The following is a 20,345-nucleotide window of genomic DNA, read 5'->3' on the forward strand; positions in this document are numbered from 1 at the left end:
ACCATCACTGCGGATAACAAATCCAAAGTATATGGCGAAGCGAATCCAGAATTGACCTTCACCTATTCCGGTCTGGTAAACGGTGATACTGAAGTCAGCGATAAGCCAGCCATCAGCACTACTGCTACAGCAAGCTCAAACGTAGGTACGTATCCAATCAGCCTGACCGGTGGTTCGGATGCCAACTATGCGATCACGCTCGTAGCGGGAGAACTGGAAGTTACGCAAGCAGCATTGACCATCACTGCGGATAACAAATCCAAAGTATATGGCGAAGCGAATCCAGAATTGACCTTCACCTATTCCGGTCTGGTAAACGGTGATACTGAAGTCAGCGATAAGCCAGCCATCAGCACTACTGCTACAGCAAGCTCAAACGTAGGAACGTATCCGGTAACTTTAACTGGCGGCTCAGACGCGAACTACGCGATCACGCTTGAAGCTGGCGAACTGGAAGTAACACAAGCGGCTTTGACCATCACGGCGGATGATAAGTCCAAGGTGTATGGGGAAGCGAATCCGGCTTTGACCTTCACTTACACCGGTTTGGTGAACAGCGATACAGAAGTTAGCGATGAACCTTCGGTCAGCACAACAGCGACAGCGAGTTCAAACGTAGGCAGCTACCCGGTTACCTTAACTGGCGGCTCAGACGCGAACTACGCGATCACACTGGTAGCCGGAGAATTGGAAGTAACCCAGGCGGCACTGACGATCACCGCAGACGATAAGTCCAAGGTTTATGGTGAGGAAAATCCATTGCTGACCTTTACCTATACCGGTCTGGTAAACGGTGATACGGAAGTAAGCGATAAGCCAGCCATTAATACGACGGCAACAGCCAGCTCAAACGTAGGTACGTATCCAATCAGCCTGACCGGTGGCTCGGATGCGAACTATGCCATCACGCTGGTAGCCGGCGAACTGGAAGTAACGCAGGCAGCATTGACCATCACTGCGGATAACAAGTCTAAAGTATATGGCGAAGCGAATCCAGAATTGACCTTCACCTATACCGGTCTGGTCAATGGGGATACTGAAGTAAGCGATAAGCCAGCCATCAACACAACGGCCACAGCAAGCTCAAGCGTAGGCAGCTATCCGGTTACCTTAACCGGGGGATCGGACGACAACTATGCCATCACGCTGGTAGCCGGCGAACTGGAAGTAACGCAGGCAGCATTGACCATCACTGCGGATAACAAATCCAAAGTATATGGCGAAGCGAATCCAGCATTGACATTCAGCTACACCGGTTTGGTGAACAGCGATACAGAAGTTAGCGACAAGCCAGCCATCAACACAACGGCCACAGCGAGTTCAAACGTAGGCAGCTATCCAGTAACCTTAACCGGTGGCTCGGATTCGAACTATGCCATCACGCTGGTAGCCGGCGAACTGGAAGTAACGCAGGCAGCATTGACCATCACTGCGGATAACAAATCCAAAGTATATGGCGAAGCGAATCCAGCATTGACATTCAGCTACACCGGTTTGGTAAACGGTGATACTGAAGTCAGCGATAAGCCAGCCATCAGCACTACTGCTACAGCAAGCTCAAACGTAGGCAGCTATCCAGTAACCTTAACCGGTGGCTCGGATTCGAACTATGCCATCACGCTGGTAGCCGGCGAACTGGAAGTAACCCAGGCCGCTTTGACCATCACGGCAGAAGATAAGTCCAAAGTGTATGGGGAAGCTAATCCGGCTTTGACCTTCACCTATACCGGTCTTGTAAATGGGGACACGGAAGTTAGCGACGAACCAGCCATCAGCACAACAGCAACAGTGGGATCCAATGTGGGTACTTACCCCATTGCCCTGACCGGCGGCTCGGACGATAATTATGCGATCACGCTGATAGCCGGCGAACTGGAAGTTACGCAAGCTGCTTTGACTATCACGGCAGACGATAAGTCCAAAGTGTATGGCGACGGGAATCCAGCTCTGACCTTTACCTATACCGGACTGGTCAATGGGGATACGGAAGTTAGCGATGAGCCAGGTATAGCCACCACGGCTACGGCAAGCTCAAGCGTAGGGAGCTACCCTGTTACCTTAATCGGTGGCTCGGACGACAACTATACGATCACGCTGGTAGCGGGCGAACTGGAAGTTACCCAGGCGGCACTGACCATCATGGCGGATGATAAGTCCAAAGTGTATGGGGAAGCTAATCCGGCTTTGACCTTCACCTATACCGGTCTGGTCAATGGGGACACTGAAGTGAGTGAGGAACCTGCGATCAGCACAACAGCAACAGCGAATTCAAACGTAGGCAGCTACCCGGTTACCTTAACTGGCGGCTCAGACGCGAACTACGCGATCATGCTTGAAGCCGGTGAACTGGAAGTAACGCAAGCAGCATTGACCATCATGGCGGATGATAAGTCCAAAGTGTATGGTGAAGCTAATCCGGCTTTGACCTTCACTTATTCCGGTCTGGTCAATGGGGATACGGAAGTGAGTGAGGAACCTGCGATCAGCACAACAGCAACAGCGAATTCAAACGTAGGCAGCTACCCGGTTACCTTAACTGGCGGCTCAGACGCGAACTACGCGATCACGCTGGTAGCTGGCGAACTGGAAGTAACACAAGCGGCTTTGACCATCACGGCGGATAGCAAGTCTAAGGTGTATGGAGAAGCGAATCCAGCATTGACATTCAGCTACACCGGTTTGGTGAACAGCGATACAGAAGTAAGCGATGAGCCAGGTATAGCCACTACGGCGACGGAAAGCTCAAACGTAGGTACCTATCCAGTTACCTTAACAGGCGGTTCCGATGCGAACTATGCCATCACGCTTGTAGCTGGCGAACTGGAAGTAATGCAAGCAGGATTGACCATCACGGCCGATGATAAGTCCAAAGTCTATGGTGAAGCGAATCCTGACTTGACCTTTACCTATACCGGACTGGTCAATGGGGATACGGAAGTCAGCGACGAACCAGCCATCAGCACAACTGCTACAGCGGGATCCAATGTGGGTACTTATTCCATTGCCCTGACCGGGGGATCGGATGACAACTACGATATCACGCTTGAAGCTGGCGAACTGGAAGTTACGCCAGCAGGATTGACCATCACAGCGGATGATAAGTCCAAAGTCTATGGCGAAGCCAATCCTGACTTGACCTTCACCTATACCGGTCTTGTAAATGGGGACACGGAAGTTAGCGACGAACCAGCCATCAGCACAACAGCAACAGTGGGATCCAATGTGGGTACTTACCCCATAGCGCTGACCGGCGGCTCGGACGACAATTATGCGATCACGCTGATAGCCGGCGAACTGGAAGTTACGCCAGCATCATTGACCATCACAGCGGATGATAAGTCCAAAGTCTATGGCATGGAGAATCCGGTACTTACCTACCAATTCCAAGGTCTAGTCAATGGAGATACCGAGGTTAGTGTTTTACCTGAAATTGTTACCACTACCACCCTGGAAACCGGGGTTGGGGTTTACCCAATCAGCTTATCAGGGGCAGAAGATCACAATTACCAGATAAAAATGGTGGCCGGAATACTGGAAGTGATGCCCAAAACGCTGGAAGTCAAAGCCAACGGTGGTTTGTACAAAACTTTTGGGGATAGCGATCCTGAATTCACCTACCTGGCCAGCGGCTTTGAAGAAAAAGATGGCTATGAAGTCTTCAGTGGCCAGCTGGAAAGGGAACCGGGAGAAGCACCCGGAACCTATGCCATCAACCAGGGAAGTCTGGATGCAGGGAAAAACTATCAGGTTCAGTTTACCGGAAACCAATTCGAGATCATTGAAATTGTGGTAGTGGATGTACTGGAGATGACACCTGTCCATATGGGTTGGGGTGAAGCCATTCCTGAGCTGCCGGCCACGGTTCTGGTGATTACGGACCGGGATGAAATCATCAACTTGTCGGTAACCTGGGATAGTTCAGTAGTGGACGTTTTGGCCAGTGGGCAATATACCCTCACCGGCAGCCTGGATTTGGGCAGCGTGCACGAGAATCCGGAAAACCAGCAGGCAAAATTGACACTGGTGATAGATCCAAAACAAGCACCCTCCAACCTTTTGATTACAAACAATGAGTTTGAAGGGGAAGAAGCAATGGCAGTGGTACAGATAGGCGAATTGGAGGTAATCGATGCGGTGGATGACATTCATCTCCTTGAATTGCCCGGAGGAATGTATGATAACGGTTACTTTGAAATCCTATCAGGCCAGCTTTACTGGAACAGCCCGGAAAGGGCAGAAGGAAAAACCACGTTCCAGGTATTGGTCCGGGTGACAGACAGGGATGGCAACGTGATGGACCGTTTGCTGGAGATCAACAGGATTCGAAAATCGATAAGCGAAATCGAGGTATACAACAGTTTCACACCCAACGGTGACGGCATCAATGATGGTTGGGGCGTTCCCGACTTGCGACACTATTCCGGGGTGAGCATCCAGGTTTTTGAAAGAAGCGGCAAAAGGGTGTTTTATACACAGGATCCCGATCATCGCTGGGACGGTACCTTTGAAGGGGTGGATTTACCAATAGGGACCTATTATTGGACCGTCCAGGTAAAAGAAACCGGTGAAACCAGAAAGGGTATGTTGAATATTTTGAAAAAATAAAAATAAATGCCGGCTTGCATGGGCAGGCCGGCCATTTTTAACCAGAAAAGACCAAGGAAATGAAAAAATTTTACTTATCCATAGCGATCCTATTTTTAGCTGTGATCACGGCAGAGGGACAGTCCCGAAAATATACCTCCCAGTTTAGCCACTTGCAGAGTTATTACAACCCGGGACTGACAGGTTATGAGGGGTCCGTCTTAAGGGGATTGGTCCGCAACCAGTGGGCTGGCTGGGAGGGTGCTCCCAAAACCTACTTTTTTTCCGCAGAGTTGGACTTTGCCGAATTGGGTGGCAATGCCAATGCTGCTCTTTTGGGAAAAAATGCAGTGGCGGTAAACCTGTTTTCAGACCAGTATGGACCTTTTTTGGAAAATGAATTGATCGTCAGCTATGCCTCAAGGATCCGATTAAACCAATCTACCAACCTTCGCCTGGGAGCTGGCGTAAATTACAACCATATCCGTCTGGATGGCAACCGCCTTACCGCAGAGCAGGGGAATGATCCAATGATGATGCAGTATGCCAATGGCTTTGCCAGAATGGAAGTATTGGATTTTAACCTTGGGCTGGCATTGACACATGAAAAATACTATGTTTCTTATGCCGTCCATAATGTAAACGGGGGTGCTCTGAGCTCAGGGGATATCTTTATGGACCGCAAGCCACCGGTCAGTATTTTTCAGGCCGGGTACCGCAGCAAGGTAGGGGATCAAATGATGCTGGCCTCCAACCTGATGTACCGCTTTCAGGAGGACCTGCCTGATAATGTAGAATTTAATGTCAAATTGCTGTTGATGGACAAACTTTGGATTGGCGGCGGCCATAGGGTGAACTACGCCAACAGCTACCAGCTGGGGGTGCTGTTTGAAGGGTTCAGACTGGGCTATGTTTATGAGACACCCATGGTCAAATCCTATTTATTGCCCAACGCTACCCACGAATTGATGTTGGTGTACCATTTATTTGGTAGTCCGGAAAAGAAAGAAAATGGTTTGAGCATTTGGTAAGCAATTTGATTTAAATAGAATCCCTTGATCATTACCACCAAATTGGTGTTTTAGATCAAAATCATTACTCTTTAGGTACAATCACAACCATTCGGGGGACTTGAGTCTCGGGAAATGGTTGTGATTATTTTTTTTCTTTCCTGTAGTTTTCAGCCATTAAGTCCTTTAAAATCAGTCCTAAACTTGTCTTTTTGAAAAATGTCGGAGCATTTTTTTGTCAATTTGGCACCTGATTTGTTTTAAATAATTCTCCTACATTATTTTTGACAGATAGGAAGGATATTTGTAATTATTTCAATCAAATTTATCAGTTCATTCAATCTTATGGTAAAGCAACATGCCTTATTTATATACAACCCCTTTTCAGGAGATATGCCTGACAAAGATGACATCATTGCGTCTATTTGTGATCATTTGAGCGATTATGAATTATGGAAGACTACGGGAGAAAAGGATGGTGAAAAAATCAAGAAATTGGTAAAGGATGGGGATTACGATCTGATTTTGGTAGGCGGAGGCGATGGCACGATCAAAATGGTAGCGGAGGCCCTGGAGGGAAAAAAAATCAAGTTGCTACCTATTCCCTTTGGATCGGCCAATGGCCTGGCCACTTGCCTGGGTTTGAAAACCTGGGAGGATAGTTTAGAAAGCCTAGATAAAGGCAGTACTATAGATATGGATTTGATGGACGTGAATGGTCAGGTAAGTCTTCATTTATCTGATTTTGGCTTAAATGCCGGAATGATCAAAAAATTTGAGGATGGGGATGAGAGAGGCATGGTGGCCTATTTTAAAAATTCTCTTTCAAGTTTAAGAGATATCAAGCCTTACCCCTTTAAAATTATCCTCCGAGGAAAGGAAGAAAATGTAGAGGCCAAAATGCTGATTGTGGCCAATGGTTCAAAATACGGGACGGGAGCTACCATCAATCCAGGATCAAAGATGGATGACGGGATATTCGAAATTATTGCTTTGAATCCAAATGGTCTCCAGGAATGGCTTGAATTGACTTACGGGGTCATGAGGGAAGATTTATCCGGATTGGATTTCGTTCGCAGATGGTCTGCTGATCGGGTTAGCATTGAAAATAGCGCTGAGGCACCTTTTCATGTAGATGGAGAAATTGTTGAAGTTAAGAATAAGGTTTCATTTCAACTCAGAGACCACAAAATTAAGATGTATTGGCATCCTGAGAATCATGGGTATAACCCCATGGATTGACCTATATCTATTGGGTCAACCCCTGCCTACTGCATCGGCTGCTCCTGACGCAGCTTTAAACTGACAGCATCGGATTAGAACAATATGATTCACAATGGGATTTTTGATCAACCCTTAACCAACCCTTGAATCAACCCGAAACTCCACCAGCACATTTCCTCAAAAACCAGGAAACTGACCAGACAAATCACCTTAACAGGTTAATTACTGCGCCTTTGGCTAAAAAAAATGGATCAGATAAACGTCTCCAGTTTTTCATGTGTGAGCGGTTTCTCTATAAACCCGCTTACAAATGGAAATTCCTTGGATTTTTGACGGTCCTGAAAGTCTATGGAACTGGATAACATGATTATCCTGTCGTTTCTTTCTTTTTGAAATTCCACATATTGACTTAAAAAATCCCAGCCGTTCATGACTGGCATATTGATATCCACAAGTATCAAAACTTTTTTCTCCAGGTCAGGTTTTTTTAAATATTCCAGGGCCTGTTCAGCCTCTAAAAATTCAATGGTTTTGGGGGTTAGATTTAACTTGTTGATCAACCGTTTATTGATTAAATTATTAATAGGGTCATCATCAATTAAAACAATTAAATCGAATGGGTACATTGATTATTTAAATAATATCTAATCTCGCTTTCACACACACTATTTCCAGAAATTTAACACTATAATTTCAGTATTAAAAAATTCTCTCTGTTTTTTGCAGTTTTCTCCCAGCTGGAAATTATACCCTTATAATGTGTATGGAATCATTTTACCTTATTTCAAATAAAAGGAAAGCCTGAAATGGCAAGAAAATCAGGCAGTTTGGAAATATTCTGATTCTGGGCGATCCTTGAAGCATTCTCATAAAAGGGCTATTGACAATAGGGGCTAAAATAAAAAAGGGAGGGGCTTTCAAGCCTCTCCCTTTGGTTTATTTACTGAAATGGATTACATCATGCCACCCATTCCTCCGCCGCCCATTGGTGGACCTGCAGGAGCTTCTTCCTTGATGTCGGCGACCACACATTCTGTAGTCAACAACAAGGCAGCAATTGATGCGGCGTTTTCCAGCGCCAGACGTGTTACTTTAGTAGGATCAATTACACCTGCTTTAAACAGATCTTCAAATTTATCTGTTCTGGCATTGTATCCGTAATCACCTTTTGAATCTCTGATTTTATTGATTACAACGGAAGCTTCTCCGCCGGAATTAGATACAATGGTTCTCAAAGGAGATTCAACGGCTTGTTTGATAATGTTTATTCCAGTATCCTCGTCTTCATTAGCTCCTTTCAGTTTTTCCAATGCAGCAGAAGCACGGATCAGGGCAACACCACCTCCAACTACAACGCCTTCCTGAACGGCAGCGCGAGTGGCATGCAATGCATCATCAACACGATCTTTCTTCTCTTTCATTTCTACTTCAGTGGCTGCACCAATGTACAGGATGGCTACACCACCAGATAGTTTGGCCAATCTTTCCTGAAGCTTCTCTCTGTCGTAGTCAGAAGTTGTTTTCTCAATCTGACTTTTGATTTCGTTGATTCGGCCTTCGATAGCTGCTTTTTCACCAGCACCGTTTACGATGGTAGTATTGTCCTTATCGATATTGATTTTCTCGGCAGTACCCAGATAATCGATAGTTACATTTTCAAGTTTGTAACCTCTTTCTTCAGAAATTACTGTACCTCCGGTAAGTGTAGCGATGTCTTCCAACATGGCCTTTCTTCTATCGCCAAATCCAGGAGCTTTAACCGCAGCTACTTTAAGGGCACCCCTGATTTTGTTTACTACTAAGGTGGCAAGAGCTTCTCCGTCCACATCTTCAGCAATGATCAACAAAGGTCTTCCAGACTGAGCAACTGGCTCCAATACAGGAAGCAATTCTTTCATGGCAGAAATCTTCTTATCGTAAATAAGAATGTAAGGATTTTCCAATTCTGCCTCCATTTTCTCCGTATTCGTAGTGAAATAAGGAGAAAGGTATCCCCTGTCAAACTGCATTCCTTCTACAGTTTTGACTTCAGTTTCGGTTCCTTTGGCTTCTTCAACAGTTATTACTCCGTCTTTGCCTACTTTCTGCATCGCATCAGCGATCATCTTACCGATTTCATCGTCATTATTGGCAGAAATAGTTCCTACCTGAGCAATTTCTTTAGAAGTAGAAATTTCTTTAGACGCTTTCCTCAATTCTTCAACAACAGAACTTACGGCTTTGTCTATCCCTCTTTTGAGGTCCATAGGATTGGCTCCGGCGGCCACGTTTTTGATCCCTACAGAAAAAATAGATTGCGCCAATACAGTAGCGGTGGTGGTTCCGTCCCCCGCATCATCAGCAGTTTTGGAAGCAACTTCTTTTACCAATTGAGCACCCATGTTCTCAATGGCATCTTCCAGTTCAATTTCTTTAGCAACGGTTACCCCATCTTTGGTAATTGTTGGGGCTCCGAATTTTTTATCCAAAATTACATTTCGACCTTTTGGGCCTAATGTCACTTTGACTGCGTCTGCAAGCGCATCTACTCCTTTTTTCAGACGATCTCTCGCGTCGGTATTGAAAAATAATTCCTTAGCCATTTTTTAGTCTTTTTTCGTTTTAATTAATTATACTTGATTAAAGGATACTTACAGGATAGCGAAAATATCCGCTTCTCTCATGATCAGATAATCAGCACCCTCCACAGAAAGTTCGGTGCCCGCATACTTGCCATATAAAACAGTATCACCAACTTTGACAGTCAATGGTTCGTCTTTTTTGCCATTTCCTACGGCAACAACGGTGCCTTTTTGTGGCTTTTCTTTGGCAGTGTCAGGGATATAAAGTCCTGAAGCTGTTTTTTCTTCTGCAGCAGCGGGTTCTACCAAAACCCTGTCTGCTAAGGGTTGGATGTTAACTTTAGACATTTTGATTGAGTTATTTTTAAAGTTTGATTTCTAATAATTCAAAATTCTTATTTACACTTTCTGTGCCAATCCCCGTGAAAAGTGCTTTCCTGACATAAAGTCTTACTTCCCCGGATTACCTGTCAGGCTTCAATGGGACATGTATTTTAAGCCTGTCATTTTTGCTGAAAGGTATTGCATACTATGCCACATTTTCGTACTTTTTCTCATGATTTAAATACTTTAACCTATGGATAAATTATCGGACAACTGGATTTCTGAAGGCCTGATAGATTTTGAGTACAAAAAGTACCTGTTGCTGGCTTACCTGAAAGGGGTAGAAGAAAAATTTAAAGCAGTTAAATTGTACCCGCAACTTTCAGAATTGATCGGCCATCATGAAAAACTCAATCAACTGGACAAAAACCGGCATCAGTTAAAACTTTCCTTTCCAAAGGAGATGGAAGGAATTGATTTGAAAAAAATGAAAATTTCCTATAAAAATAACATGAAGGAAGATGATGTGATGAAGGAGTTGGGAGATATCATCAGCTATTCTTTGCCCAAGATCAGACAGCAAATAGAAGAGGGAAAGACCATTTACGATTTCATAGAAAGTCACCTGGAAATTGAACCGGTTGGGCTCAGCCCTATCTATCAAAGGGAAGGGTACGCCCTGCTTTCCTATGCCCATACCAAAGATGTGTTTATTTACCGTTACCAGATCAATTTGTTCCAAAACAGCGTTGATCGGTTCAGGGGGATCGCACTTAAGTTTATCGCAACTGTTAAAAGAAGCCTGGTGCACACCTACGATAAGATCAAAATGGACCTTGTCAAAAAATTCCAGGACCTTCCCAATCCCTCAACCTGGAAAATAGAGACAAAGCACAGGGTGCCTTTGGAAGAAAGCCTGCTTCCGGTAAGCAAACGCCTATTGCTTCGGCATGTGGAGCCATAAAAAAAAGGAAGGGCAACCTTCCTTTTTTTTGATCGGATATTTATGTTTTTATTTAATCTTCTTTTTTCAATAACGAATTTTCATTGCTCACCAAAATGGGAGTAGGTGCTGAAGGGGAAGAGGTAACTGCTTCCGTTTCCTTAGCCTCTTTTTCTGCTTTTTCACGGAGCTCCCTGTTTTTGATCACTTCATCCCCGGGCTTTCCAAATAATATTTGATACGCTTCTTTCCTGTTTTTGGCTTTTTTCAGGTCAGACACAATATCGGACCATTCGTGAAAATTTAAGTAAATGGGATTATAGGAAGTCACAGGTTTGGTGATGCCATAGGTAGGCCTCTCTGCTTCGGGCATAAATGTGCCGAAAATCCTATCCCAAATGATAAATGTTGAGCCATAATTTTTATCCAGGTAGTGGGCATCGCTGGCATGGTGTACCCTATGGTGTGAGGGAGTGGTGAAGAAAAACTCAATAGGCCGGGGGAGTTTTTTTATGTATTCGGTATGGATCCAAAATTGGTAAAGCACTGCGATCTGGTGACATATGAAAAAGACGAATGGATCAAAACCCATCAGCATTACAGGTACAAAAAAGATGATTTTAATGTGCTGGGTCCATCCCAACCTGAAGGAAACCGAGAAATTGTATTTGGATGAATTATGGTGCGTTATATGGGTGGCCCACCAAAATCGCTGTTCATGTGCTACCCGGTGTGCCCAGTAGCGGGCAAAATCAATGGCAAAGAAACAGGCGACAAAGGACCAGGCTGAAGCTGGTATTTTCCAGGGTACCAGATTCCAGCAAAACAAGGCCACTCCAAAGACGAACACTTTTAGCAATGCACTGATACCCACATTTACGAAGCCGATGGTAGCAGCCGCCAGAAAATCCCTTTTGTCATAAGTGTCTTTTTTCTGATATATACTGATGCCCCACTCGATAAAAACAAGTAAAAACATAATGGGAGCTGCCCACAAGATGACATTGGGCCATTTATCAGCTCCAATATCCTCCATTGATAAATGATTTTCAAACATAAATATTGAATTTGATGGATTATTAGTTGGTTGTTAAAACGTTAAATTAATCATATTATGGCTTTTCTTCAACGTTTTGCGGGCATAAATTAAAATTGCCTGGAATAAAAAAGGCCTGATTAAAATAAATCAGGCCCAAATAAGCTTGTAATTTCCTTTTACTCAATGGTATCTGGAAGGTTTTCCAAATCAGGTGTTTCTTCCTCTCCTTCTGATGGCAACAATGATTCATCATCAAAGGACGGGGTCAGCATTTGTCTCTGGGCATTTTCTACATTTGGAGAAGTAAAACCAGAAGGACTGCTGGTTTGGTGAAAAGCAGAAGAGCCCAGGGAAAGAACCAAAATGGCAATGGCCAAAACCCAGGTGGCTTTTTCCAGGATGTTACCGGTTTTGGTAACCCCCATGATCTGAGAAGCACTACCGCCGAAAGCCGCTCCGACTCCGCCTTTTGAATTTTGTCCCAAAATGACCAAAATCAATAAAATGGCCAGAATGATGATGATACTGATAAGTACTGTAAACATTAAGATATGAATTTATGCTTTTAATTGCTCAATTTGATCTGCAAAGTAAGTCTTTTTCTTTGGAAACTTCAATATTAATTTCCTATATATTTCTATGGCCTCTTGTTTCTTATTTTGTTTTACCAGCAATTTGGCAAAAGATTCAGAGAGCATGTTGTCATTCAACAGGGTGCTTTTTTCGGATAAATCAGGAAGATTTTCTTCCTGATCCATTCTTTCCCTGGATAGCCTGATAGGCTTCTCATCAAAATTGTTGATCAGGTCCAGCTGCTCTTTTTTTCTCTGGTAAAGCTCCTCCTTTTTGGCAATGCTCGCTATCAAATCTTCCTTTTCATTTTCGGGAGAAGAATCCGCTACCTCCTTTTTTTTTTCATGTTCCCCGGAATGACCTCCTTCAGCATCCTTTTTTTTGATTTTTTTAAGGTTTTCCTCCAGCCTCCTCAAAATCTCATCCCTATTGGGTCTGGTAGGGGTTTCTATTTTTGCTGCCTCTGAATCAGTATCCTCGCTGGTTATGGGTTGAATATTTTGATTTTCAACCTCATCTTTCTCCTCCTTTTCATCTTCATCAGGTATAAGGGGCTTTGGTCCCTCACCGGTAATGTGGGTCAGGACTATTTTTTCTGTCACCAGTTCTTTTAACCTTTTCCTATCAGGACTAAGCACTGCTGCCCAGTGAAGTAAGGTGTTGGATGTAGTAGCTGAGTTATTCCACTCGTACCTGGCGCCAAGGACTTTAGGTATCAGAAAATAAGGAAATTCCTCCTGAAGCTTTAAGGAATCCTTGAAATCATCCTTATTCAATTGGTCGGAATTATGGAGCAGGGATAAAAATTCTTTGGAGTTCACGGCCTTCTTTTTTTTTACATCCATTAAGTTAAATATTTTTCACCAATTTGCTACAGTTGAGGTAAAAACATCCTGGATGATATTTTCAAAAATCACTTCTACCAATTCGGTTTCGACCTGCAATAGTGTGGTGTTTCTGGGATCATAATCCTGGAAAAAGGAGAAAGTCCGCTTGGAATTTTCTTCTTCGTTGTCCAGGTTCACAAAGTCCACCTCCACACTTATGGTAATACGCATTTGGCCAGCCCTGTCTGGCTGGTTGCTGTTTGGGTTGGATACGGTGGCCTGTGGGGTGATGGTATATTTGGTAATGGCCCCGGAAAGTTGCAAATCGCCTCCATTTTGTATCAGTTCCAGTTGGGTGTTTCGCTGAAAATAGTCTTTTAGGTCTTCTGTAAACAATTGCCCCATGTTGGCAGGTCCGCCGCCCGAATCGTTAAAGAAATTGTCAACAGAAAATGACTGGGTAACATTGTAATCAATGGTGGTCCCTGTAAAACTGTATTCAATCTTACAGCTGCCAAATAACAACAACACCAGGCATAGCAGGGATGCCGGATATTTATTCGATGTCATATTGCTTGATTTTCCGGTAAAGGGTTCGCTCAGAAATGCCCAAATCCATGGCAGCATATTTTCGTTTGTTATGGTGTTTCTTTAGCGCCCTGGCAATCAGTTCCTTTTCTTTCTTTTCCAAAGACAAAGAGCTGTCATCTTCTTCATGAATGATGTCCTCGATGATATCCTCTTCGTATTTCTTCCCTTCCTTTTCTACTGATACATCTTTTTTCTCAGACAATGATTCCAATACCATGGGAAGGTTTTTTGAAGGCTTGGAACTTTCTTCGTAGGAACTGTTATCATCAATATCCTCAAAAAGGTTTTGATGTTTTTTCATGATATGCTGATCCAGCCCCCCGGAATGATAGGATTCCAGAACCAACTTCTTCAATTCCGTCATGTCCTGTTTCATGTCAAAAAGTACCTTATACAGGATTTCCCTTTCAGAAAAATCTGTATAATTTTCCTGTTGCCCTTTCTTCCCGGGAATAGAGGCAGGCAAGCTGCTGGCTTCTTTTGGCAGGTACTGGTCCAGGGTGACGGCATTTACTTCCCTTTCTTGTTCCAATAACGAAATTTGCTCCGCTAAATTTTTAAGCTGGCGGATATTTCCGGGAAAGGGAAATTTTATAAGCAGGTTTTTTGCTTCCTCGGTCAACACAATGGGTTTAACCTTATATTTATCCGAAAAATCGGTGGTGAACTTCCGGAACAGCAGTACCATATCTTCTCCACGTTGTCTTAGTGGAGGTACAAAAATTGGCACCGTGTTCAATCTGTAGTACAGGTCCTCCCTGAACTTTCCTTTTTCCACGGCTTTCAGCAAATTCACGTTGGTTGCGGCAATTACCCTTACATCGGTCTTCAGCACTTTGGAAGAGCCCACTTTGATGAATTCGCCATTCTCCAGCACCCTTAAGAGCCGGGCCTGGGTTCCCAGTGGCATTTCCCCGATTTCATCCAGAAAAATGGAACCCCCGTCAGTTACTTCAAAATAGCCTTTTCTGGCTTCATGAGCCCCTGTAAATGACCCTTTTTCATGACCAAAAAGTTCCGAATCGATGGTGCCTTCGGGAATCGCCCCACAGTTGATGGCGATGAATTTGCCATGCCTGCGTTTACTGAGCGCATGAATGATTTTTGAAAAAGATTCCTTGCCACTACCGCTTTCTCCGGTAATCAAAACCGTCATTTCAGTAGGGGAGGCCTGCATGGCTACTTGTATGGCATGGTTGAGCAAGGGACTGTTGCCGATGATACCAAACCTTTGCTTGACACTCAATATTTCTGATTCACTTATAGGGACCATAACAATAACCTAAATATCAAATGACAACTTCTCCGAATAATGTGGCAGAGGAACAATCCGTAATACGCACTTTTACATATTCCCCAACCTTTAATTTCCCGGCAGGTACGATTACTACCTTATTGGCAGAATTCCTTCCCTTCAGTTGATCTGCAGAACGCTTGGACTGGCCCTCTATCAGGATTTCCTGTTCTTTCCCAATATCCCTTTGGTTACGCACAAGGGAAAGCTGGTTTTGTTTTTCTATGATTTCCTGAAGCCTGCGCTTTTTGACTGGAAGGGGTATATCATCCGGATATTTTTTTGCCGCCAGGGTGCCCGGACGTTCTGAATAATAAAACATGTAAGAAAAATCATATTGAACCAGGTCCATCATGCTGAGGGTGTCCCGGTGTTCTTCTTCGGTTTCTGTGCAAAAGCCTGCTATCATGTCTGAGGATATGCCACAGTCTTCACCCAATATTTCCCGGATTTTTTGTACCCTTTCCAAATACCATTCCCGATCATAGGTACGGTTCATCAGGGACAATACCCTGGAGTTGCCACTTTGTACCGGCAGGTGGATGTACTTACAAATATTGTCATGGGCTTTCATGGTATACAATACCTCATCTGTAATGTCCTTTGGATGAGAAGTGGAAAACCTCACTCTTAAGCTGGAGTCGATAGCTGCTACCATTTCCAATAAATCCGAAAAATAAATCACTTCGGATACTCCTTCCGCTTTTTTATTGAGCCGGGCTTTGTTGTTTTCTTCAGGAGACCATTTGTAGCTGTCTACATTTTGCCCCAGCAGGGTGACTTCTTTGTAACCTTTTTGAAACAAATCCCTGGCTTCATTTACAATAGAATGGGGATCACGGCTCCTTTCTCTTCCCCTGGTAAAGGGTACCACACAAAAGGAACACATGTTGTCACAGCCCCTCATGATGGAAATGAATGCGGATACGCCATTGGAGTTTAAGCGCACCGGTGAAATATCCGCATAGGTTTCCTCACGGGACAAAAAGGTGTTGACCCCTTTAAGCCCCTCATCAGCTTGCAAGACCAGGTTGGGAAGGTCCCGGTAAGCATCAGGCCCTACCACCAGGTCCACCAGTTTTTCTTCTTCCAGCAATTTGTCCTTGAGCCGCTCCGCCATACAGCCCAATACGCCTATGGTCAGATCTGGTTTTTCAGATTTGATCTGATTGAATTGGCTTAGCCTTTTTCTTACGGTTTGCTCAGCCTTGTCCCTGATAGAACAGGTATTTAGAAAAATTACGTCTGCATGGTTGAAATCCGAAGTGGTATCAAAGCCATTGTCTTTCATGATGGAAGCCACGATCTCGCTGTCAGAAAAATTCATCTGACAACCGTAGCTTTCTATGTATAACTTTTTAATTTTCCCCGTATTTTCATCAGCTGTGATTTTGAAATCACAGCTGTCCGCCTCTTCCTTATTGATGATATTGATATCTTTAATAATATTTTCCATTGGCTGATTATTTCAGAGTGCAAATTTAATAAAATACAGACAGATTGACAGGGTAAGGGCTTATTAATATAAATTAATCTGCTATCCCTTCTTCAACGCTGTAAAATGGGATTTTTTACCTTGTTTCAGAAAAAGCATCAAATTGTTCCTATCGGGCCATCGGCAAAATGAAAGCTATTTCCTGAAATCCACAAACCTGTCAGCTTTCTGTTGACCTTTTTTTAGATAGACAGCAGTAAAAAAAACAGGATTTACCCTCAAGATCAAATCTTCATGGACCTTTGGTATAAAAATTGTCCTGTTTACCGGGTTATATATTTAATCTCTGAGAGTGGTTGCTTCATCCGCTCTTTTTTTTACCCATATTTGTATATTGGCTGAGCGGAAAAACATAGGATGGAAAATAATAAAAGTTTTGGGCTGGGTATTCCTGAGCCTCACCTTGTTATTGTTTTTGGTTTTACTTTTTATCCGTAGCCCCTTTGGACAGGATATTATCGTCAATCGCCTCACCTCCTACGTATCCGGAAAAACCCATACCAATGTTGCCATAGACAGGCTGTTTATCACCTTTGGAGGGGAGGTTTATCTGGAGGGGCTTTACCTGGAAGATATGCAGGGAGACACCTTGCTGTATTCAGAAAAACTTGAAACAGGAATGGCTTTGATTCCTTTTCTGAGAACAGGGGAGATAAAAGTGACCGGTCTGGACTGGGAAGGGCTACAGGCCAATGTACAAAGAGACAATACGGGTCAATTTAATTTTGACTTTCTCCTGGAGGCTTTTACATCTCCTGCAGCTGAGGGGGATTCCGCAGCCACTGAATCATCAACAAAGAAATCTGCTTTCCCGGAGCTTTCCCTGGGCCCGGTAAACCTGGAGGACTGGGAAATTCAATTTGCGGATGAGCTGTCGGGGATGTCCGTAGAGCTGGACTTGGGAACCCTGCAAATCCTCACAGAAAAACTGGATTTAAACCGGATGGATTTTCATATTGGAAAAATTCAATGGGAAAATACGGACCTGAAATACCTACAAACCAAAGCTTTTCCCGAAGCAGCCGAGGAGGAGCCCGGGGAAAGCCCGCTGCCTTTACTGGTGTTGGATCAATTATCCCTGGCCAATATCAATTTGCATTACCAGTCAGATCCCGATGGAATGGATGTGCTGGCCAGGCTGGGTGCTTTTAACCTGGAACTCCCGGAAGCAGATATGGAAAAGGAACGCCTGCAGGTTAAATCCCTGCTGCTTGAGGATTCCTTCCTTGACTACCAGTCCAAAACCCTGGACGCGCCATCTTCGCAGAAACCTGTGAATGCTGATTCCAGCGCATTGGTTTGGCCGGAATGGAAGATCAACATTGGGGCAGTGGACCTGGTAAATAACGAAATCAAATACAGGGTAGATCAGCAGGAAGCCCCCAGCGGTCAATTTGATCCCAATGACCTTGGCCTCAGTGCGCTTAACCTCAAACTCAATCAGGTATTTCTTGAGGAGGGGCGCGCAGGCGCATCACTGAAAGCCTTGTCTTTCCGGGAGAGGTCAGGGTTCTCCCTGGAAAATTTTCAAATGGACCTGTCGGTGGAAGAGCAAATGACCAGCATTGAGGATTTGGAGTTGACCACCGGAAATAGCAAGCTTTTAGGCAATACAGTATTAAGGTATACAGGATTGGCAGGTTTTCTGAATAATCCGGACCAATCCCGTTTTGACATCAATGTGCAACAGCTGAGCATAGGTCTTCAGGATGCTTATTATTTCTCTCCTGAGCTCAGGAATGATCCCTACCTCAAAACTCTGGCAGGCCAAAAGCTGAACACCAAACTTTCCGCCAGTGGAGGCAGGGACCGGATCAAAATAAATGAATTATCGGGGGCCTGGGGGAAGAAGACCACATTCAAAATGCTGGGATTGGTAGACAATCCCCTGGAGCCTGAGCGGCTAGCCTGGAAAGTGGATACCCTGAATTTTGTCACGGTCAATACCGATATTAACAAATTTATTCCGGAGGATAGCCTTGGGCTTACATTTCCAGAAACCCTTGAGTTGGGAATGAATAGCTCGGGAAGCATGGATTCATTTAGCCTGAATACTGGGCTTAATGCTTATGGAGCTGAATTTGTAATGGCTGGTAGGATAGCCTCTCAGGGAGAAGCTTTCACCTATGATTTACAGGCTTCTCTCGATGAAGCCCCCCTAGGAGAAATTTTGGACCTGGAGGATTTTGGAAAGCTGGGATTTGAAATAAAGGCTAGTGGAAATACTGGTCCCCTGGAGCGGTTGGACCTCAATCTGGACACGCGGATGACCAACCTGGAATGGAAGGGACATGACTATAGTGGCATGAAGCTTCTGGCCAATATTTCGGAGGGGAAAGGAGAAGTGGAAATGAGGCATCAGGATGAGTTTTTGGAAATGGAATTGTTGGCAGATGCAGTATTGAACCCTGAGGACCTGCAGGTAGATCTGGATCTGGATCTGAAAGGGGCGGATTTTTACCGGTTAAACATCAGCCCCAACAACCTGAGGGGGAGCATGCAACTTACGGCAAGCTGGAACGGCAACGCATCATCCTTTGACCTTCAAACCAAAATCAGCGATGGAACGGTGGTTTTGGAGGATCAGGCCTATCCGCTGGGAAGCTGGGACATGAACCTAAATGTCATGCGAGACACCACTGATTTTACGATTGACAGCAATATTTTAAAAGGAGAGCTGCAGGCCAATGCTGATCCGGCGGCGGCAATGGACGGTCTCTTCAGGCATTTCAACAGGTATTTGGAAAATTCCTCAAATGACCCTGCAGGAGGAATTGACAGTCTGCAAAGGGTAGCGGTGAATTTAAAGATGGAAATAATTCCCGGTTTGCTTTTGGATCAGGTAGTATTGCCTGATCTGGAAGGCATGGACAAAGGTTCTATAGCCTTTGATTTTGATGAAAGCAAGGCACATTTAACAGGAAGTGTTGATTTTCCTTATTTGTCCTATGCAGGGATCGTGGTGGACAGTCTGGGGGTTAGGGTAAACAGCGATGCGGAGGATTTTGGTTTTGCTTTTGGTTTGTTGGGCCTGGAAAGCGGTCCATTGGCATTGGGTCCTACCTATTTTACAGGTGAAATCCTGGAAAAGCAACTTTACATGGATTTTAATGCCTTAGATGGTGAGGAGGTTTTGGCACATATCGCCTTTGATGTAGATTTGGCCCAGGATTCCTTGAAGCTTCATGTCCATCCCGACAGCTTGTTTTTGAACAAAAAAAGGTGGTCGGTACCCGAGGTCAATGAGGTGTGGTTTGCGGATTCTAGTTTGGTTTTCAATGATTTCACTTTTTCCAGGGAAAACCAGAATTTATCGTTTTACAACAAGCCTGAAGGAAACACCATTGGTTTAAAGTTTGAAAATTTCCGTCTGGCCACCTTTACCAGCTTGTTGAACCCTGACGAGATGGTAGCAACAGGAAGGGTTGATGGGGATTTTGTGGTGGAAAATCCTTTTGGAGCCACAGGTTTGCTGGCAGATATTTCAATTTCAGACCTCAACGTACTTCAGGTACCTTTAGGAAACCTCGCTCTGAATGCAGCTAGCAAGACGGATCAAAAAAACTATGATTTCAATCTGGCTCTTAGGGACGAGGGTATTGAATTGGAATTGGGAGGGGATTACCTGGCCGATACCTCCGGTGCGCAGTTGAACCTGAATCTTGACATGGAAAAATTGGAAATGGCAGTGCTGGAAGGGCTTAGTCAGGGAGCCATCAGTGGTGCCGAAGGATACCTTTCCGGTGCTTTTAGCGTAAATGGAAAAACCAATGCCCCGGAGTACCAGGGGAAGCTAAGGTTTAACAATACAGCCTTTAAGGTAGCCACACTGAATGCAGGTTTTTCATTAAAAGATGAGGAGATTACCCTGGATAATCAG

At 44.4% G+C, this 20,345-nt stretch carries 14 protein-coding genes; 5 read left to right on the forward strand and 9 right to left on the reverse strand.

What is annotated here, in order from left to right; translation table 11 throughout:
• The 3 genes from HUJ21_RS06515 to HUJ21_RS06525 form a co-directional block, all read left to right on the forward strand.
• Positions 1-4,605, forward strand: a 4,605-nt coding sequence (locus tag HUJ21_RS06515; RefSeq protein WP_291368139.1) for an MBG domain-containing protein, incomplete at its 5' end; no start/stop codon positions are given.
• Positions 4,606-4,664: 59 nt separating this feature from the next.
• On the forward strand, positions 4,665-5,615 hold the full coding sequence (locus HUJ21_RS06520) for a type IX secretion system membrane protein PorP/SprF (RefSeq protein ID WP_291368140.1): 951 nt from the start codon (positions 4,665-4,667) through the stop codon (positions 5,613-5,615).
• Between the two features lie 324 nt (positions 5,616-5,939).
• The gene (locus HUJ21_RS06525; RefSeq protein ID WP_291368141.1) at positions 5,940-6,836 is read left to right on the forward strand and encodes a diacylglycerol kinase family protein; all 897 of its coding nucleotides are present in this window, start codon (positions 5,940-5,942) and stop codon (positions 6,834-6,836) included.
• Between the two features lie 233 nt (positions 6,837-7,069).
• On the opposite strand, the gene HUJ21_RS06530 is transcribed toward HUJ21_RS06525, so the two are convergent.
• From HUJ21_RS06530 to HUJ21_RS06540, 3 genes are all read right to left on the reverse strand, one after another.
• Positions 7,070-7,444, reverse strand: a complete 375-nt coding sequence (locus tag HUJ21_RS06530; protein WP_291368142.1) for a response regulator — start codon at positions 7,442-7,444, stop codon at positions 7,070-7,072.
• A 327-nt stretch (positions 7,445-7,771) separates the two neighbouring features.
• Positions 7,772-9,400: a chaperonin GroEL gene (gene groL, locus HUJ21_RS06535; RefSeq protein ID WP_166150733.1), complete on the reverse strand. Its 1,629-nt coding sequence runs from the start codon at positions 9,398-9,400 to the stop codon at positions 7,772-7,774.
• Between the two features lie 48 nt (positions 9,401-9,448).
• A complete protein-coding gene (locus HUJ21_RS06540; RefSeq protein WP_014021059.1) occupies positions 9,449-9,727 on the reverse strand; it encodes a co-chaperone GroES in 279 nt (92 codons plus the stop codon).
• A gap of 229 nt (positions 9,728-9,956) precedes the next feature.
• Here HUJ21_RS06540 and HUJ21_RS06545 point away from each other — a divergent pair, with 229 nt between their 5' ends.
• Complete coding sequence (locus tag HUJ21_RS06545; protein ID WP_291368143.1) at positions 9,957-10,667, forward strand: hypothetical protein; 711 nt, start codon at positions 9,957-9,959, stop codon at positions 10,665-10,667.
• 52 nt (positions 10,668-10,719) lie between these two features.
• Here HUJ21_RS06545 and HUJ21_RS06550 read toward each other — a convergent pair whose 3' ends face one another.
• The 6 genes from HUJ21_RS06550 to miaB form a co-directional block, all read right to left on the reverse strand.
• Entirely contained in the window at positions 10,720-11,703 is a 984-nt protein-coding gene (locus HUJ21_RS06550; RefSeq protein ID WP_291368144.1) for a sterol desaturase family protein, read from the reverse strand.
• Between the two features lie 158 nt (positions 11,704-11,861).
• Entirely contained in the window at positions 11,862-12,230 is a 369-nt protein-coding gene (gene secG, locus HUJ21_RS06555; RefSeq protein WP_291368145.1) for a preprotein translocase subunit SecG, read from the reverse strand.
• Positions 12,231-12,242: 12 nt separating this feature from the next.
• Complete coding sequence (locus tag HUJ21_RS06560; protein WP_291368146.1) at positions 12,243-13,103, reverse strand: hypothetical protein; 861 nt, start codon at positions 13,101-13,103, stop codon at positions 12,243-12,245.
• 15 nt (positions 13,104-13,118) lie between these two features.
• Positions 13,119-13,655 carry an LptE family protein gene (locus tag HUJ21_RS06565; RefSeq protein WP_291368147.1) on the reverse strand — a complete coding sequence of 179 codons (537 nt, stop codon included), beginning with the start codon at positions 13,653-13,655 and terminating at the stop codon, positions 13,119-13,121.
• Entirely contained in the window at positions 13,642-14,949 is a 1,308-nt protein-coding gene (locus tag HUJ21_RS06570) for a sigma-54 dependent transcriptional regulator (protein WP_291368148.1), read from the reverse strand. Before HUJ21_RS06570 ends, HUJ21_RS06565 begins: the two co-directional genes overlap by 14 nt.
• A gap of 16 nt (positions 14,950-14,965) precedes the next feature.
• On the reverse strand, positions 14,966-16,426 hold the full coding sequence (miaB, locus tag HUJ21_RS06575) for a tRNA (N6-isopentenyl adenosine(37)-C2)-methylthiotransferase MiaB (RefSeq protein ID WP_291368149.1): 1,461 nt from the start codon (positions 16,424-16,426) through the stop codon (positions 14,966-14,968).
• A 415-nt stretch (positions 16,427-16,841) separates the two neighbouring features.
• Here miaB and HUJ21_RS06580 point away from each other — a divergent pair.
• On the forward strand, positions 16,842-20,345 hold a 3,504-nt coding region (locus tag HUJ21_RS06580; RefSeq protein WP_291368150.1), incomplete at its 3' end, for a hypothetical protein.

Origin of the sequence: Cyclobacterium sp., from assembly GCF_014762705.1 — a bacterium.
Taxonomy (GTDB): domain Bacteria; phylum Bacteroidota; class Bacteroidia; order Cytophagales; family Cyclobacteriaceae; genus Cyclobacterium.

Excerpts from the sequence above, each read along its gene's own strand:
- HUJ21_RS06520 (WP_291368140.1), top strand. The coding sequence starts at position 4,665 with ATGAAAAAATTTTACTTATCCATAGCGATCCTATTTTTAGCTGTGATC.
- HUJ21_RS06525 (WP_291368141.1), top strand. The coding sequence starts at position 5,940 with ATGGTAAAGCAACATGCCTTATTTATATACAACCCCTTTTCAGGAGAT.
- HUJ21_RS06530 (WP_291368142.1), bottom strand. The coding sequence starts at position 7,444 with ATGTACCCATTCGATTTAATTGTTTTAATTGATGATGACCCTATTAAT.
- groL (WP_166150733.1), bottom strand. The coding sequence starts at position 9,400 with ATGGCTAAGGAATTATTTTTCAATACCGACGCGAGAGATCGTCTGAAA.
- HUJ21_RS06540 (WP_014021059.1), bottom strand. The coding sequence starts at position 9,727 with ATGTCTAAAGTTAACATCCAACCCTTAGCAGACAGGGTTTTGGTAGAA.
- HUJ21_RS06545 (WP_291368143.1), top strand. The coding sequence starts at position 9,957 with ATGGATAAATTATCGGACAACTGGATTTCTGAAGGCCTGATAGATTTT.
- HUJ21_RS06550 (WP_291368144.1), bottom strand. The coding sequence starts at position 11,703 with ATGTTTGAAAATCATTTATCAATGGAGGATATTGGAGCTGATAAATGG.
- secG (WP_291368145.1), bottom strand. The coding sequence starts at position 12,230 with ATGTTTACAGTACTTATCAGTATCATCATCATTCTGGCCATTTTATTG.
- HUJ21_RS06560 (WP_291368146.1), bottom strand. The coding sequence starts at position 13,103 with ATGGATGTAAAAAAAAAGAAGGCCGTGAACTCCAAAGAATTTTTATCC.
- HUJ21_RS06565 (WP_291368147.1), bottom strand. The coding sequence starts at position 13,655 with ATGACATCGAATAAATATCCGGCATCCCTGCTATGCCTGGTGTTGTTG.
- HUJ21_RS06570 (WP_291368148.1), bottom strand. The coding sequence starts at position 14,949 with ATGGTCCCTATAAGTGAATCAGAAATATTGAGTGTCAAGCAAAGGTTT.
- miaB (WP_291368149.1), bottom strand. The coding sequence starts at position 16,426 with ATGGAAAATATTATTAAAGATATCAATATCATCAATAAGGAAGAGGCG.